Source organism: Marinobacter alkalisoli (genome assembly GCF_045449855.1).
Lineage (GTDB): Bacteria > Pseudomonadota > Gammaproteobacteria > Pseudomonadales > Oleiphilaceae > Marinobacter.
This window is the reverse complement of record NZ_JBJJLC010000003.1, coordinates 266,318-282,359: the sequence shown is the minus strand read 5'-3', so window position 1 is coordinate 282,359 and position 16,042 is coordinate 266,318. Positions and strand designations below refer to the sequence as shown.

Sequence of the window (16,042 nt, the reverse complement as noted above, 5' to 3'; positions counted from 1 at the left end):
TACACGCTGTATTTAAGCTGTCTCTTCGCCTCCCCGTTCAGCCCCTTGTACAGACTTACGCACATCAGAATGAGAATGACGGCGAATGGCAAGCCGGCGGTAACTGCACCCGCTTGAAGCGCATTCAGCGCCTGCGCACCACCGCCAAACAACAGGGTTGCGGCAATCACGCCTTCCATGGTCGCCCAGAATACACGCTGGGCGACGGGAGCATCCTGTTTGCCACCGGCGGTAATTCCATCAATCACCAGCGATCCCGAATCCGAGGAGGTGACAAAAAACACCAGCACCAGAACAATGGCGAGGAAAGAAATCAAAGAGGTCAGCGGCATGCTCTCCATCATCTGGAACATGGCGAGCGGTACTTCGGTAAGCCCACCGCTCAATGCGCCCACTTGAGCCTGGATTTGATCCAGCGCGTTGCCACCGAATGCCGTTACCCAGATACCACAAACAAGGGTCGGGATAATCAATACCGCGAGCATGAATTCACGCACAGTGCGCCCTTTGGATACACGGGCGATAAACATGCCAACGAAAGGCGACCAGGAAATCCACCAGGCCCAATAGAACACGGTCCAGCCATGGAACCAGGTCTCATCTTCCCGGCCCACCCAATTACTGAGCGGCAGAATGTTTTTCCCGTAGGACCAGAACAGGTCAAAAAGGTTGGCGAAGAAGCCGCTGATGGAACCCACGAGGATGACGAAAAGCAGCAGAACGAACGCAATGACCATGTTGATATTGCTGAGCAGTTTTACGCCGCCATCCAGACCACGAACCACGGAAAAAACGGCAATGGCGGTGATGAACGCGATCAATCCGACCTGCGTACCGATGCCGTTCTCCACGATTCCGAGGTAAGCCAGGCCACTGGCGGCCTGTTGCGCGCCAAGGCCAAGAGACGTGGCCAGGCCGAAGATGGTCGCCAACACGGCAACAATATCGATTACGTGGCCAATTGGCCCCCAAATAAGGTTCCCGAGAATCGGGTAAAAGGCGGATCGAATCGTAAGTGGCAAGCCTTTGTTATAAGCAAAAAATGCCAGCGAAAGGCCGACTATGCCGTACATGGCCCAGGGATGAAGGCCCCAATGGAACATGGTGGCGCCCAAAGCCAGGGATTTACCTTCTGCAGTATTGGCGGCCACACCAAGCGGGGTGCCGTACCAGTCGGTAAAATAGGCGACAGGTTCGGCGACGCTCCAGAACATCAGGCCGATGCCCATACCCGCCGCAAATAACATTGAAAACCAGGATAAGGTGGAAAATTCCGGTTTGGCATGGTCACCGCCAATACGGACCTTGCTGACTGGCAGGAAAATCAACGCCAGGCAGAAAACCACAAACAGGTTGCCACCGGCCATGAACAGCCAGTCGAAATGCTCAATCACCCAGCCGCGGGCACCCAACAGCATACCGTTGGCTGCTTCGGTCGCGAACAGGGTACCGGCAACAAAAACAAGGATGAGTGCGGCGCTGATGCCAAACACCGGGTTGTGGACGTCAAACCCGGCAACTTGGATATTGTCTTGCCCTATCTGGTAATCGACGTCGTCGTAAGGACGATCAGCGTCGACCGAGGGTTGCACACGTTCGGTCATAAGGGGCTCTCCTGAATAATTCAGTATTATCGGATTGTTGTTTTTCGAGAGCCCGAGGCCATATCGAATAAGGCCTGCATGTCGGGTTTACCTGAGCACGGCTACCTTGCTGCCAGCCGCTCCGATCTGTCCCGGGCGAAGATTATGGTATGGCATTGCAGATCAGGCCAGAACTCCAACTGCGACACGGAAAGGGCGTTGCGTGTCTTAAAGCGGCAAGGTGGTGATATCCCTGCCGCCTCGGGAAACTACCTCACCACGCCCTCTGCAACCAGCAGCTCCATGATCGCCTCAGCCTTCTCCCGGTCCGTGCCGTCACGGATGACTTTGCCGCCCTGCCCCTGGGGTTTTGCCGTGGCCGCCTTGAACCGGTCGGCGGCGGATTTGGCTTTGACAACGTTGAGGCGCTTGGGTCTGGGTTTGGCGGGGTTCTCTTGCCACTCCAGCCGGGCTTCATCAACCGGCTCGTTTACTGCCACACCATTCATCAGTCCGCGCCGGGCCGGGCCGAAAGCGTATTGCCGCGCCTCGGGAGCAGCATTGTCGACGGTCGCAATGAACGGCAGCGGAACGCGCAGCAGGCGGCGTTGACCACGTGGCAGGGCTTGCAGCACTTCGGCAAAGCCATCCTCTACCTTCTGGATGTCGGCGATACGGGGAACGATGGGCCAGCCGAGGTGTTCCGCCAACAGGTAAGGCACCATGCCGGAGGCCTCGCCGCGCTCGGCGTGAATGCCAGAAAGGACGATGTCAGCAGGCTGTTCCTTGAGATAGCTCGCCAAAATGGGGACGGCATCCGCCCTACCGTCAGCCTTGAGCAGGGTTATTTCCGGCAAGCCCATGCCAAGGTACTGGCGCAGGCCGGTTTCATCACCACCACCGACATGGATGAGTCGGGAGGCGGAGCCTGTCATCTTCAAGCCGAGTTCGACGGCCCGGGCATCCTGGCTGGCCCGCCGTGCGCGACCGGACTTGGGATGTTGACCAACAGAAACAAGCGAGGCGACCTTGAGGTCGGGGTTGGATAAAGAGTTAGGGAAAGAGTCAGGCGACATGACGGTCCTCCTCTGTGGATTCGGCCGTTGCTTCGGGTGATTCGAGCTCCATCCCACTTTGGCGGGCTTCGGCCAGCCGCAGCAACTCACCGAGGATGCCCTGGCTTTCACCAATCACACTCAGGTCGGCCCGTTTGATCATGTCGCAGCCATCATCGAGGTTGATGGCCACCACCTTGTCGCACCGGCCGATACCCTGCATATGCTGGATCGCGCCGGAAATACCCACGGCAATATAAACCCGCGCTGTCACCCAGGTGCCGGTGGCACCGACCTGGCGGAAACGCGGCATGTGACCATCGTCCACGGCGACCCGGCTGGCGCCTTCCGTGGCGCCAATGGCTGTGGCTACTGCATGGAACTGTTGCCAGTCACGTACCCCATTTCCGGCGGAGAGAATGAATTCGGCTTCCCCAAGGGCTATCTTACTCGGGTCAACCTCGACCTGGCCGAGGTCTTCGATTCGGGGGGTTACCCTGGGAATCGACGCCAGTTCGATCGGTTTGGCTTCGTGCCGGGTCTCGTCGATTGGCAGTGCGCATTCCTCGGCCAGCAGGATGACGCGGGCCGTGGGTCGATGCCAATCCGTCAACTGGCTGCCGCCGCGACAGACGCTGTGGTCGGCATCCACTTGCCAGGCATGCACGGCCGGGCGTTCGCCCAGGCGGGCAGCCAGGCGGGAGCCGAGGTCGGCGCCGCCGTGGACCGAATCCGGGAACAGCCAATAACGCGGTGCAAGTTCGGATTCAACCGCTTCAAGCACGGCCAGTTTGTGCTCCGGACAGTAGCCGGTCAGCGACTGGCCGTGAACCTCGGTCAAATGCACCAGGCGGTCGGCGCCTGCCTTGTCGAAGTTCGCCTCCCGTGCTTCGCCAAGGGCGACGGCCACAACAGCGCCCTCGCCTTCCGCGGCTTTCACCAACTGATGCGCCTGACCAAGCACGTCCTTGTCATGACTGCTCAAGCGGCCGCCCGCCAAGTCGACAACCACGACCACATGGAAATCGGGTTGCTCAACCCGATGCAGGGGCAACTCGACTTCTGCCTGGGCCGAGCGGCCTTTGGCACGTGACGACAGACCGCCTGCGCCGCCGGTCAGACCGGCGCTGCGGTCGATGCGTTTGATACCATTGGGTCCGATAAAGCCAACGGCGTGGGGATTCTTACGTAACAGGCCGGTGGGGCCGCGCACCGGACCGCTGTTAACGGCGATCATCTCATCATACTGAGGGTGCAGACGATTACGCAGTATCCATTCGATGCGCGGGTCGCGCCTTGGGATATCCGTCATCAGTGCACCTCCTCAGCTATCGGTTGGGCCGCTGGAGCGGTCGATTCGGCTGCTTCGATGATCAGGCCATCGGCCACCAGCTCGGCCAGGTCGCGAATCTCGGGGCGCGGCTCCACCACGCCTTCGAGCATGGCGGTGCATTGCTGACAGGCGACGGCGATGGTTTCGGCCTCCACCTTGCGGGCGTCATCGACACGCATGTCGGCGATGCGGTGCTCCCCCGGAATGTCGGTAATGGGCGCTCCGCCCCCGCCGCCACAACAGCGTGAACGGTAGCCGGAGCGTTCCATCTCGCTGACCTGGATACCCAGGGCATTGAGCAATGCGCGCGGGGACTCGTACTCACCGTTGTAGCGCCCCAGGTAACAGGGATCGTGATAGGTGACGGTACCGCCCTTGAAGCGGTCCAGTCTGAGCCGGCCCTGTTCGACCAGTTCGTTGATGAAAGTACTGTGGTGCAATACCTCGTAGTGACCACCAAAGTCGCCGTACTCGTTTTTCAGCACGTGGAAGGCATGCGGGTCCGTGGTGACGATGCGTTGGAAGCGGTACTTCCCGAGCGTGGCAATGTTGTGTCTGGCCAGGGTCTGGAACGTGGCGTCGTCGCCAAGACGGCGGGCGACGTCACCGGAATCCCGTTCCTCGTTCCCGAGTACGGCGAAGTCGACCTCCGCAGCCTTCAGGATTTGAACGAAGGCTCGCAGGATGCGCTGGCTGCGCATGTCGAAACAGCCGTCGCTCACCCAGAACAGCACCTCGGCTTCGTGCTTGTCGGCCATCAACGGCAGGTCAAGGTCCGCCGCCCAGTTCATCCGGCTACCGGGTTCGTTACCGCCAGGATTGTCGGTGGCGATCAGGTTATCCAGTATTTCAGCACCCTTGTTCGGGGTTTCACCTCGTTCCAGGGTCAGGTGACGGCGCATATCGACAATGGCGTCAACGTGCTCAATCATCATCGGACACTCTTCGACACAGGCGCGGCAGGTGGTGCAGGACCATAGGGTGTCTGCACTGACCAAGCCATCGACAATGGGCTGGTGCGGGTTGCCTTCCGCCTTGCCGACTTCGGTGCCGGGATAGGGGCTACCGGCGTAGTTGGCGTCGGTTCCCCCGGCCAGACCCACGACCATATCCTGAATCAGTTTCTTCGGGTTCAACGGCTGGCCGGCGGCAAAGGCCGGGCAAACGGCTTCACAACGGCCACATTGCACACAGGCATCAAAACCCAGCAGCTGATTCCATGTGAAGTCCTTGGGCTCCGCCACGCCAAGCTTGCCATCCAGATTGACCGGTTTCAGGCCTGTGGAACGGCCGCCGCCGAAGCGTTCCGGGCGACGGTGGAATGCCAGGTGCAAAGCGCCGGCAAACGCATGTTTCATCGGCCCGCCCCAGCCCATGCCGAAGAGCATTTCGGACAGACCCAGAGTTATGCCCACCAGCAGTACGGCCACGAGCACCCAACTCCCGAAATTCTCCGGCAGGAAACCGGAGGTCAACAAGGTGAGCAGGAAAAACGATGCGGAAAACATCAGCAGGCTTTTCGGCAGTCGCATCCAGGGGCCCCTGGACAGACGGGCCGGTGGATTGCGACGGCGCCGGTAGACGAAGATGGCGCCGGTGAACATGAGGGCCGTGGCGATCAGCAAGGGAATGCTGAGCCACCGGCTTTCCAGCCCGAGCACATGCACCGGTATGATCAACAACATGGACAACACGAACCCGCCCGCCGTGGCGACGTGGGTATTGGACATGACTTTGTCGCGCTCAACCACATGGTGCAGGTCGACCAGGTAGCGGCGCGGCATGGCCATGAGCCCGGCGATGATGCTTACCGGTTCGGGTTGGCCCGCACGCCAGAGCAGGACACGGCGTATGGCGCCGATAACCAGCAAGGCGAGTGCCGTGACCACGAGTGCTGGGAGCAGCCAGTCAAGGAGCATGGTGTACCTCATCGGATTGAACTTGGGTTACAGATCCTTGCACAAACGCAGTGCGTCATAGATCGCTGCGTGCGTATTCCGCTGGGACACGCAATCCCCCAATCGCCACAAGATCATGCCCTTATCGGCTTCCTTCAAAACCGGCTGGGCGTTACAGGCAAACAGGGTTTCCACATCAATCTGTCCCTTGTTGATCGAGCCGTCCTTCAGCTCGTAATACAGGGCTTCGTTCGGTCGGGTACCGTTCTCGATAACAACCTGATCGACCACCCTCTCCTCCTTCTGCCCGGTGTACTCGTTCTCCAGCACCGCGACTTTCTTGTCGCCCTCGGCGTAGACTTTTTCCAGCATCATGTCGGAACTCATGATGACTTCGCGCTCATACAGACTGCGGTAGTAGGTTGGGAAGGTGGTGCCGCCGATACCGACACCGGGCTTGATGTCGTCGGTGACCAGTTCGACCTGTGCCCCCTTGGAAGCCAGATAGTCCGCCGCGGACATACCGGAGAATTCGCAGATGGTGTCGTAGACCAGGACGTTCTCGCCCGGTTCAACCCTGCCGCTGAGGATGTCCCAGGAGGACACCACCAGGCCGTCCTCGAACCCCCATTCCGGGATCTGCTCCATGAACGGAACACCACCGGTAGCAAGGATGCAGACGTCCGGCTGGAAATCCCGCACGACAGAGGCATCGGCTTCGGTGTTGAAGCGCAGGTCGACGCCAAGGCGATCCAGTTCCAGGGCGTACCAGCGGGTAATGCCGGCGATCTGGTCCCGCTGCGGCGCCTTTGCGGCAAGGGTGATCTGGCCACCAAGCTCGCCGGCTTTTTCGATCAGCGTGACCTCATGACCGCGTTCGGCCGCGACCCGTGCCGCTTCCATGCCGCCGGGACCACCGCCGATGACCAGCACCTTGCGGATCGGGCCCTCAGTCTTTTCGATGATGTGTGGCATGCCCAGATGCTCGCGGGAAGTGGCGGCATTCTGAATGCAGAGCACGTCCAGGCCCTGGTACTGACGGTCGATGCAGTAGTTGGCACCGACGCACTGGCGGATCTGGTCCACCTGGTTCATCTTGATCTTGGCAATGATGTGCGGGTCGGCGATGTGGGCGCGGGTCATGCCGACGAAGTCGACGTAGCCAGCTTCCAGAATACGTTCGGCCTGGTTCGGGTCCTTGATGTTCTGGGCGTGGATCACAGGCACGTCGACCACTTCCTTGATGCCGGCGGCCAGGTGCAGGAACGGCTCCGGCGGGTAGGACATGTTGGGAATGACGTTGGCCAGGGTATTGTGGGTATCACAACCGGAACCGACGACGCCGAAGAAATCCAGCAGGCCGGTGTCGTTGTAGTATTTGGCGATCTGCTTCATGTCGTCGTGGTTGAGACCGTCCGGGTGGAATTCGTCGCCACAGATGCGAATGCCGACGACGAAGTCACGGCCAACCTCCTCGCGCACGGCCTTCAACACTTCCATGCCGAAGCGCATGCGATTTTCGAAGGTTCCGCCCCATTGGTCTGTGCGCTTGTTGACCCGTGGCGACCAGAACTGGTCGATCATGTGCTGATGCACGGCGGACAGTTCGACACCGTCGAGCCCGCCTTCTTTGGCGCGGCGGGCGGCCTGGGCGAAGTCGCCGATGATGCGCTGGATTTCCTCTTCCTCAATGGTCTTGCAGGTAGCACGGTGCACGGGTTCACGGACGCCGGAGGGCGACATCAGGTTGGGCCAGTTTTCGCCGTCCCAGCGGGAGCGACGCCCCATATGGGAAATCTGGATCATGATCTTGCCGCCGTGTTTGTGGACGGCGTCCGCAAGGTTCTGGAAATGGGGGATGATACGGTCGGTGGAAAGGTTGACCGAGCTCCACCAGCTTTGCGGGCTGTCGATGGAAACGACGCTGGAGCCGCCGCAGATACACAGACCGCAGCCGCCCTTGGCCTTCTCTTCGTAGTATTTGACGTAGCGATCGGTGGTCATGCCGCCTTCGGTGGCGTAAACCTCGGCGTGGGCGGTGCTGACGACCCGGTTGCGGATGGTCAACTGGTTGATCTGTAACGGTCGAAAGAGTGCTTCGAATTGGGACATGGTGGCTCTCTCATTATTCTGTACGCAGGTTCCTCAGGCTTTGCCCCATCCATCAGGCAAAGCCCTGTTTACCTCCGTACTGAATTTTCTGTTTTAGTTGGCTGTATTAAAGTCCGGTGTCGGTGTCACTTCGAAGACGCCGTAATCGACGCCCTCCTCCGCGGCGCTTTGCGTTTGCACCGCCTGGGTGCGCACCTCGTATCCGATGTCATTGGCGATCTGGTCCATGGCACCGGCGAACCAGCCGGTGAACATGTAGTCGATCTTGCGTCCGGCTTTGCCGTAGTGGTAGACGAAGGCGGAGTGGTCAAGCCGAACTCGCGCCTGACCGCTGGCGATGTCGAGATGTTCAACAGTGAACAGGCCCCAGCCACGCTGGGAGAGCCGTTTCATGTAATGATCGAACACCTCACTACCCTTGAGGCCGTGCAGGGCCGCTTCTTTTTCACACCAGTGCCAGGCGGATTTGTAACCGGCCTTGTAGAGAATGTCGGCGTATCGTTCAGGACCGATCTCCGCTTCAATGGCCTGGTGGTTGTTGATGAAGAAGTGCCGTGGCACATACAGCATGGGCAGTGCGTCGGTGGTCCAGATGCCGGTTTCGCTGTCGACTTCGATGGGCATTTCCGGTGCGTGTGTGGTCATGGTCATTCCCCCCATACCTCGCCAAGGATGCGCAGCCAGTTCTCACCCATGAGCTTGCGGGTGAGCTCTTCGGAGAAGCCGTTGCGGAGCAAGGCGGCGGTCAGGTTCGGGAATTCACCGACGGTGCGGATACCCTCGGGGTTGACGATTTTGCCAAACCGGGTGAGCTCTCGGGCGTACCCCTTGTCGTGGGTGAGCATGTCGAAGAAGGCCTTGTCCTGTCCCTGGGTGAAATCGGTGCCGATGCCGACCTGGTCTTCGCCGACGATGTCGACGATGTAGGCGATGGCTTCGACGTAGTCATCGATGGTGGCGTCGACGCCCTTCTTGAGGAACGGTGTAAACATGGTCACTCCGACAAAACCACCATGCTCGGCGATGAACCGGAGCTCCTCGTCGGATTTGTTGCGCGGATGCTCTTTCAGGCCAGACGGCAGGCAGTGGGAGTAGCAGACCGGCTTACTGGATTCGAGGATGACTTCCTCGGAGGTCTTGCTGCCAACGTGGGAAAGGTCGCACATGATGCCGACGCGGTTCATCTCCGCGACGACTTCGCGGCCGAAACCGGACAGGCCACCATCCCGCTCATAGCAGCCGGTGCCGATGAGATTCTGGGTGTTGTAGCACATCTGGACAACGCCGACGCCGAGGTCCTTGAAGATCTGGATGTAGCCGAGCTGGTCTTCGAAGGCGTGGGCGTTCTGGAAGCCCATGATGATGCCGGTCTTGCCCAGCTCCTTGGCCTTGCGGATGTCGTCAGTGGTCCGCACTTTCATCACGAGGTCGCTGTTATCTTCGATCAGTTCGTTAACCAGGACGATGTTGTCGACCGTCGCCTGGAAATCCTCCCAGACGGAAACGGTGCAATTGGCGGCGGTCAGCCCACCCTTGTGCATGTCCTCGAAGAGTTCGCGACCCCATTTGGCGATGATAAGACCATCGATGACGATGGAGTCCTGGTGCAATTCGGTTTCGTTCATGTGACACCCCGACGGTTGTTTGGTTGAGCATAGAGGGAGTGTATCCATGAGGCGTTCAACCGAGTTCACTGGAAGCGACAGGGGAAACACCAAAATCGGCAGCTCACCGAGGATGAGGAGGGGGAGCACCGGGCCGGAGCCATAACGAAAAAAGGGGCCGAAGCCCCTTATTCTATCCGCTTTCCCGAATTAACCCGAGGCGGCAAGTTTCTGAACACTCGGCACTGAAACCGACATGAAGTTAACCGCACCGCAGGACGGCTCCGCCTTAGCCAACTGCAGGGCAATATAAGAGGAGGTAGGTATGGTGGCGACTTCACCGGAACTTGACGGCTCCGATTGCTTTAGTGACCATACCTCGGCTCGCTCCTCCTTGGGAGAGATGCCGATGTACTTGCGATAACAGCGACTGAAGTGGGGGGCGGAAACAAAACCGCACATGGAGGCGACTTCGATGATGGAACAGGTGGTCTGTTTCAGCAACTGGCGCGCCCGATCCAGCCGGAGCTTCAAATAGTAGCGCGAGGGGGTGCAGTTCAGGTGCCTCAGGAAGAGCCGTTCCAGTTGACGCCGGGAAATACCAACGAAACTGGCAAGTTCCTCGAGTTCAATGGGCTCCTCCAGGTTGGCTTCCATTAACTCAGTGACTTCTGCCAGCTTGGGCTGGGCCGTGGTCAGCAGACGACGTAACGGGGTGCGCTGCAATTCGTTATCCGGGCGGACACGGTCGCAGACGAACATGTCGCAAATCGCATTGGTTAATGCCTTGCCGTGCTGGCGAGCGATCATGCTGAGCATCATGTCCATTGGCACATTGCCTCCGGTACAGGTCATGCGATCCCGGTCCAGGGTGTAGAGCTGGTTGGTGCAGTTTACCCGGGGAAACCGCTCCTGGAGGGAGGCCAGACATTCCCAGTGGGCGCTGCAATGGTAGCCGTCGAGCAAACCTCCGCTGGCCAGTACATAGGCTCCGGTGCATACGGCGCCGAGCAGGACTTTTTTCTGAGCCTGCTGCTGGAGCCAGCTCACTTCCTTGCATGTATAGCTCCGGGTGATGTCAACTCCGCCAACCACGATAACAATATCGAACACTTTCTTGTCGGCAATCGAGCCGTCTGGAGAAATCTTAAGGCCGTCACTGGCCTTAACCGTCTCGCCATCGCGGGACAATAGCTGCCAGGTGTAAAGTTCGGTGCTGGTGAGCTGGTTGGCCATACGCAATGGCTCTATGGTTGACGCCAAGGCAGCCAGGGTAAAGTTATCAATCAACAAAAAACCAACCCGGTAGGGCTGTGTTTCAATCAGGTGAGGCTGAGAAACGACGTTCTCTTTCATGGACTTACCCCTCTCTCTTGTATTGCAAGTCCAGTTGATCAGCGGGTCCCGAAATACATCCGGGTCGAGCGACCACTGTCAGGATTTTGTTTTTATTGGGAAAAGCCAACGCCTTCCCTTCCCGTCATAATTGATTAATGTCAGGTGCTTATAGTATGCCCCGCGCTAAACGGTGAACAGTCTAAAAACGTCGTATTGCGTACTAATTTGAGCTCAATTACGACATGAGTGCCCTGGCCCGCAGGTAACCGGGGGCCAGGGCGTCTGGTCAGGGCGATCCAGTTAACTGCCCAAATTAACCGTCGATACTGAGATCGGATAGCGGGGTACTGCAGCAGGAGAGAATGTAACCCTCTGTCAGGTCTTCCTCGGTTATGCCTCCGTTGTGCTGAACATCAACCTCGCCGCACGTCTTCAGCACCTTGCAGGTACCACAAATGCCTACCCCACAGGCCTTCGGAATATTGAGCCCCAGACGACTGGCTGCAGCGTGGACAGTTTCGCCGGGCAGGATCTGGACGCTCATGCCGGAGGCAGTGAAATCGACGGTGAAGGTATCCGCGTCCTTGATGTCCTCGGCCTGTTTGACGGCGATTTCCGCTTGTTCCAGCACATCCTCGGTGACGTCGGCCGGAGTGGCGCCGAAAGATTCCTCATGGTACCTCGACATATCGAAGCCATTTTCAATGAGAAGGTTCTTGATGGCGCGCATGTAGGGGGTCGGGCCGCAGCAGAAAATGCGACGGCTCTGGTAATCCGGTGCGATCATTTCGAGTTTGGTATGGTCCAGGTAGCCCCGGTAGCCATTCCAGGCGTGGCCAATCTCGGTCCGTTCGCAGATAACACTGAGGTTAAAGTTAGGGACTCGCGAACACATGTGCTCGAGTTCACGCTGGAAGATGATGTCCTTGGGTGCGCGGGCGCTGTGGATGAAGGTCATGTCCACATCCGCGTTGGTGTCGAAGTACCAGCGCGCCATGGACATCAGGGGCGTAATGCCTACACCGCCGGAGAGAAGCAGGACCTTCTCGGAAGGGTAGTCCATGCAATTGAAGTTGCCGACCGGGCCATGCACGGCAAGCTCGTCATGCTCGCTGAGGTTGTCGTGCAACCAGTTCGAGACATGGCCGCCGGGCACGCGTTTTACGGTGATCGAGAAACTGTAGGGGACGGAGGGCGAACTTGAGATAGTGTAGGAACGCATCACCTGTTCGCCTTCGATTTCCAGTTCGAGGGTGACGAACTGGCCGGGCTTGAAGAAGAACATGATGGACTCTTCGGCGTTGAAGCAGAAGGTTTTGACGTCCCAGGTTTCCTGGATAACGCGAACACATCGGACCAGGTGACGGCCGTTGGCCCAAACCCGGGTGTTGAGCACATTGAAATGGGACGAGGGTTCGGTGACTTCGGTGACGCTGGTCATTATTTAATCTCCATCGTGGGTGATTCGGCACCAGTGGACTGTGATGATCCATTCTGGTGAAAATCCCAAGCCACGAGTTACCTATTTACGACAAAGTCTTGATCAACTTCTCCAGCCGCCGAACCCGTACTCATCATCCCTTCCCGCCAAGTCGAATTGATAACCGCGAATGTCGTTAACGGATAACCGGCGACTGTGGCCCCTGCGAAAATGTGTTACCGGAATCCCGCGCCCATATCATTTGCGGGTAACGCCACATGCTGAGGTACACCCTTTTAATAGGAAATGCTCCGATGACCGAATACGACCTACTCAACTTACAATACAACCACATAGGGGAAGCCCGACGGGACATCAGCCGGACGCTGACTGAGCGGCCCCGGAACGTTTCCCTGCCCCGGGCGCTGTATAACGATCCCTTCCTCTTCCGGGTGGATATGGAAGAAGTGTTCATGAAGGAATGGTTGTTTGTCGGCATGACCTGCGAAGTGCCAACACCGGGTGCCTACATAACAGTGGAGATCGGGCAGAACCCGGTGCTGGTAGTACGTAACCGTGATGGTGAAGTACGCGCATTCCATAATGTGTGCCGCCACCGGGGCTCACGGGTGTGTACCGCAAAGAAAGGCAAGGTGGCCAACCTGACCTGCCCCTATCATCAGTGGACCTATGATCTAAAGGGCAATCTGATTTTTGCCGGGACGGAAATGGGCGATGGTTTCGATAAAAACGATTTCGGTTTGAAGCCGGCGCATTGCAAAACGGCTGGCGGCTTTATCTATGTCTGCCTTGCCGAGGGCGAGCCACCCGAGATCGATGCCTATCTGGCCGCCCTGGATGCCTATATGGAACCTTACGACATGGAAAATACCAAGGTGGCGGCAGAGTCGACTCTGGAGGAAAACGCAAACTGGAAGCTGGTGGTAGAAAATAACCGCGAGTGTTATCACTGCTCTGGCTCCCATCCGGAATTACTGCGCACCCTGCTGGAATGGGACGATACTACGGATCCCCGAGCCACACCGGAATTCAAGGAGCACTACGAACGCCAGGCCGCGGAATGGGACCGTGAAGGCATTCCACACAAGCATGTGGAGTTCGGCTTGCAAAACCGGATCGTGCGGATGCCGTTAAAGGAAGGCACAGCGGTGATGACCATGGACGGTAAACCGGCCTGCAAGAAAAACCTGGGACGCATTCAAAACCAGAGCCTGGGTTCGATGCGGATTCTCCACCTGCCGAATTCATGGAATCACATGCAAAGCGATCACGTTATCGTGTTTCAGGTGCAGCCGATTTCCGCGCAGAAGACGCTGGTAACGACCAAGTGGCTGGTGCATAAGGATGCGGTGGAAGGCGAGGACTACAACGTGGAGCGCATGCGTTATGTGTGGGACCAGACCAACAAACAGGACAGGGAACTGGCGGAGCAAAACCAGAAGGGTATTAATTCGCTGGCGTATCAGCCCGGCCCCTATTCGGAGACTTACGAATTTGGCGTGATTAACTTCCTGGACTGGTATGGGGAAACAATCCTTAAAAACCTGACCCACGACAGTTTATAGGTCCCAGGACAGAAAAGGCGGAGCCTTCATTTTCGGGTGGGCGGGAGCATGCAAAAGAATCCATGCATCTCGCCCACCCGAGCCTTTGTCAGCCCGCTGTTCTAAACTGCTTGACCAGATCCCCGAGTTCCTCCGACAGACCATCCAACATCACCGCGGTCTGATTCGCATTCACTGCCACTTCCCGGGCGCGAGATGCATCGTTGTAAGCCCCGGTGACATTCCGGCTGATGTCTTCGGCAACGGAATGCTGTTCCTCGGTGGCCGTTGCGATCTGCATGGCCATATCCCTGATCCTGCTCACCTGCTCCTGGATGGTACGGAATATGTCCGCGGCGGCCTCGGTGGTCCTGACGGTCGAGTCCGAGTGCTCAGAGCTGCCCGCCAGTTTCGTTGATACCAGTACCGTTCTTTCGTTCAACGATGAAAGAAGCAAATCGATTTCCTGAGTTGAACGGGCCGTTTTCCGGGAGAGTTCGCGTACTTCGTCTGCCACTACGGCAAACCCTCGCCCATGCTCTCCTGCCCTCGCCGACTCGATGGCGGCATTCAAAGCAAGCAGATTGGTTTGCTCCGCAATTGCCCGGATGGTGTCCAGGATAGTAGTGATACTCCGGTTTTCCTCCGCCAGTTCTTCCATGGCGGTATTGGCCTCACTCAGGGTTGTAGCAAGCAGGTTGACGCTGTTGCGGGTTTGCCTGATCAGATCCGTGCCGGTGTCTACTTCGGCCAGACACCGGTCCGCGGACTCCGCTGTATCATTACAGCTTTGTGCGACTTCGTTTGCTGTGGCGACCATCTCGTGACTGGCGGTGGATATCTGTTCCAGCGACTCCGACTGGGTGGAAGCGATCGACTCGATATGACGGGACACCTCTGTCGACGTCTTCGCTTCCCGGGCAACGGACCTGGCCCGGTCCTTGATCGCAACAATCAGGTCGTGGATGACCGTGGAAAAGTCATTGAACGCCCTGGCCATCTGCCCCGTTTCGTCTTTCCGGTGGGCAGGCAACCGCTTGGTGAGATCCCCTTCCCCGCTGGCGGCTTCATTCAAGCCATCCGTGACCGCTTTGATGGGGCGAGACATAACACGGCTCATCCAATACCCCAGGCCACCAAACAGCGCGACAAGCACGACACTTATCCAGATAATAAACTGCTGGAGCCGGGAAACCTTTGCCAATACCTCATGCGACGGCACAATCCCAATGAACTTCCAGCCACTGTCTGGCGAGGTGTACTGGTTCACGTACCAGTGCTCCCCCTGCCATTCAATCTCCTGAAGATCGGAACTGGCATCAAGGCCGCTATAGACGGTCTCCAGTTCATCGATTGAACGAAAGTTGTTCTTTGGCTCCCGCGGGTCCGCCAGTATCTTGCCGGTATCTTCCACCAGAACGAGATAGCCGCTTTCCCCCAACCGGACCTGGCTTATCAGGTCCGTCAGCTTCTTGAGCGTGACATCGACGCCAACGACACCGGTCAGACCGCTCTCGGTACTAAACTCAACGACATAGTCGATAAGCGGGGCTCCGGTATTCACGTCCGCATAGGCCGGAACCCGGACCGGCTCCCCTTCGCCTTCCTCTCCGGCACTGTACCAGGGCCGTACCCGGGGGTCGTAGTTGTCCGGCAGACTGCCGTTGGGCCACTGGATGTAGCCGGCATCATCCAGCCCTAAATAGACGTAGGCCAGGTCCTTTCGTGACCGCCCAAAGTCATCCATCAATGCGAACGCCGCCGCCTCCACTTCGCTGACTTCAGAGGGAGGTTCTGTGGCGTTTGATCGATCGACGTACTTGGTGACAGAGCTGTCCAATTGCCTGATAGCATCCGTGTTCGCAAGGAAAGCCGCACTGGAGGACAGCCCATCAAGATAGAACGTAAACCCCCGTTCTATCTGCTGCATTTCGGCCAGGCTGGTCGCCTGGTAGTTAGCAAGGATATTCGCGCGGAACTGATACAGGGAAAGGGCTGCGACCACAATGGTTGGTAGAGTGACCCCAGCCAGAAGCACAGCCAGAAAACGGCTTTGGATTGTCATGGTTTGTTTGCCGGTGTTTTTGTGATTGTAGGCGGCGTCAGACTGGTAAGGACTCAGGGGGGCGGTTTA

At 58.1% G+C, this 16,042-nt stretch carries 11 protein-coding genes; 1 reads left to right on the top strand and 10 read right to left on the bottom strand.

Annotated features, from left to right (window positions below):
- From ACJO5Y_RS01410 to gbcB, 9 genes are all read right to left on the bottom strand, one after another.
- On the bottom strand, positions 1-1,604 hold a 1,604-nt coding region (locus ACJO5Y_RS01410), incomplete at its 3' end, for a BCCT family transporter (RefSeq protein WP_406984483.1).
- A gap of 248 nt (positions 1,605-1,852) precedes the next feature.
- Entirely contained in the window at positions 1,853-2,659 is an 807-nt protein-coding gene (etfB, locus tag ACJO5Y_RS01405; protein WP_406984481.1) for an electron transfer flavoprotein subunit beta, read from the bottom strand.
- A complete protein-coding gene (gene etfA, locus ACJO5Y_RS01400) occupies positions 2,649-3,950 on the bottom strand; it encodes an electron transfer flavoprotein subunit alpha (protein WP_406984479.1) in 1,302 nt (433 codons plus the stop codon). Before etfA ends, etfB begins: the two co-directional genes overlap by 11 nt.
- On the bottom strand, positions 3,950-5,890 hold the full coding sequence (locus ACJO5Y_RS01395; RefSeq protein WP_406984478.1) for a (Fe-S)-binding protein: 1,941 nt from the start codon (positions 5,888-5,890) through the stop codon (positions 3,950-3,952). Before ACJO5Y_RS01395 ends, etfA begins: the two co-directional genes overlap by 1 nt.
- 27 nt (positions 5,891-5,917) lie before the next feature.
- Positions 5,918-7,981: a dimethylglycine demethylation protein DgcA gene (gene dgcA / locus ACJO5Y_RS01390; RefSeq protein WP_406984477.1), complete on the bottom strand. Its 2,064-nt coding sequence runs from the start codon at positions 7,979-7,981 to the stop codon at positions 5,918-5,920.
- Between the two features lie 93 nt (positions 7,982-8,074).
- Positions 8,075-8,626: a DUF5943 domain-containing protein gene (locus ACJO5Y_RS01385; protein ID WP_406984476.1), complete on the bottom strand. Its 552-nt coding sequence runs from the start codon at positions 8,624-8,626 to the stop codon at positions 8,075-8,077.
- Positions 8,627-8,628: 2 nt separating this feature from the next.
- The gene (locus ACJO5Y_RS01380; protein ID WP_406984475.1) at positions 8,629-9,606 is read right to left on the bottom strand and encodes a dipeptidase; all 978 of its coding nucleotides are present in this window, start codon (positions 9,604-9,606) and stop codon (positions 8,629-8,631) included.
- Positions 9,607-9,795: 189 nt separating this feature from the next.
- Positions 9,796-10,941 carry a choline metabolism transcriptional regulator GbdR gene (gbdR, locus tag ACJO5Y_RS01375; protein ID WP_406984474.1) on the bottom strand — a complete coding sequence of 382 codons (1,146 nt, stop codon included), beginning with the start codon at positions 10,939-10,941 and terminating at the stop codon, positions 9,796-9,798.
- Between the two features lie 295 nt (positions 10,942-11,236).
- Positions 11,237-12,364 carry a glycine betaine monooxygenase reductase subunit gene (gene gbcB, locus ACJO5Y_RS01370; protein ID WP_406984473.1) on the bottom strand — a complete coding sequence of 376 codons (1,128 nt, stop codon included), beginning with the start codon at positions 12,362-12,364 and terminating at the stop codon, positions 11,237-11,239.
- 293 nt (positions 12,365-12,657) lie between these two features.
- Between gbcB and gbca the strand changes: the two genes are divergently transcribed.
- On the top strand, positions 12,658-13,929 hold the full coding sequence (gene gbca, locus ACJO5Y_RS01365) for a glycine betaine monooxygenase oxygenase subunit (protein ID WP_406984472.1): 1,272 nt from the start codon (positions 12,658-12,660) through the stop codon (positions 13,927-13,929).
- An 88-nt stretch (positions 13,930-14,017) separates the two neighbouring features.
- On the opposite strand, the gene ACJO5Y_RS01360 is transcribed toward gbca, so the two are convergent.
- Positions 14,018-15,973, bottom strand: coding sequence for a methyl-accepting chemotaxis protein (locus tag ACJO5Y_RS01360; RefSeq protein WP_406984470.1), 1,956 nt, complete (start codon positions 15,971-15,973; stop codon positions 14,018-14,020).
- Between the last annotated feature and the right edge of the window lie 69 nt (positions 15,974-16,042).

Bases quoted from the DNA above. Each gene is read 5' to 3' on its own strand.
- etfB (WP_406984481.1), bottom strand. From the start codon at position 2,659: ATGTCGCCTGACTCTTTCCCTAACTCTTTATCCAACCCCGACCTCAAG.
- etfA (WP_406984479.1), bottom strand. From the start codon at position 3,950: ATGACGGATATCCCAAGGCGCGACCCGCGCATCGAATGGATACTGCGT.
- ACJO5Y_RS01395 (WP_406984478.1), bottom strand. From the start codon at position 5,890: ATGCTCCTTGACTGGCTGCTCCCAGCACTCGTGGTCACGGCACTCGCC.
- dgcA (WP_406984477.1), bottom strand. From the start codon at position 7,981: ATGTCCCAATTCGAAGCACTCTTTCGACCGTTACAGATCAACCAGTTG.
- ACJO5Y_RS01385 (WP_406984476.1), bottom strand. From the start codon at position 8,626: ATGACCACACACGCACCGGAAATGCCCATCGAAGTCGACAGCGAAACC.
- ACJO5Y_RS01380 (WP_406984475.1), bottom strand. From the start codon at position 9,606: ATGAACGAAACCGAATTGCACCAGGACTCCATCGTCATCGATGGTCTT.
- gbdR (WP_406984474.1), bottom strand. From the start codon at position 10,941: ATGAAAGAGAACGTCGTTTCTCAGCCTCACCTGATTGAAACACAGCCC.
- gbcB (WP_406984473.1), bottom strand. From the start codon at position 12,364: ATGACCAGCGTCACCGAAGTCACCGAACCCTCGTCCCATTTCAATGTG.
- gbca (WP_406984472.1), top strand. From the start codon at position 12,658: ATGACCGAATACGACCTACTCAACTTACAATACAACCACATAGGGGAA.
- ACJO5Y_RS01360 (WP_406984470.1), bottom strand. From the start codon at position 15,973: ATGACAATCCAAAGCCGTTTTCTGGCTGTGCTTCTGGCTGGGGTCACT.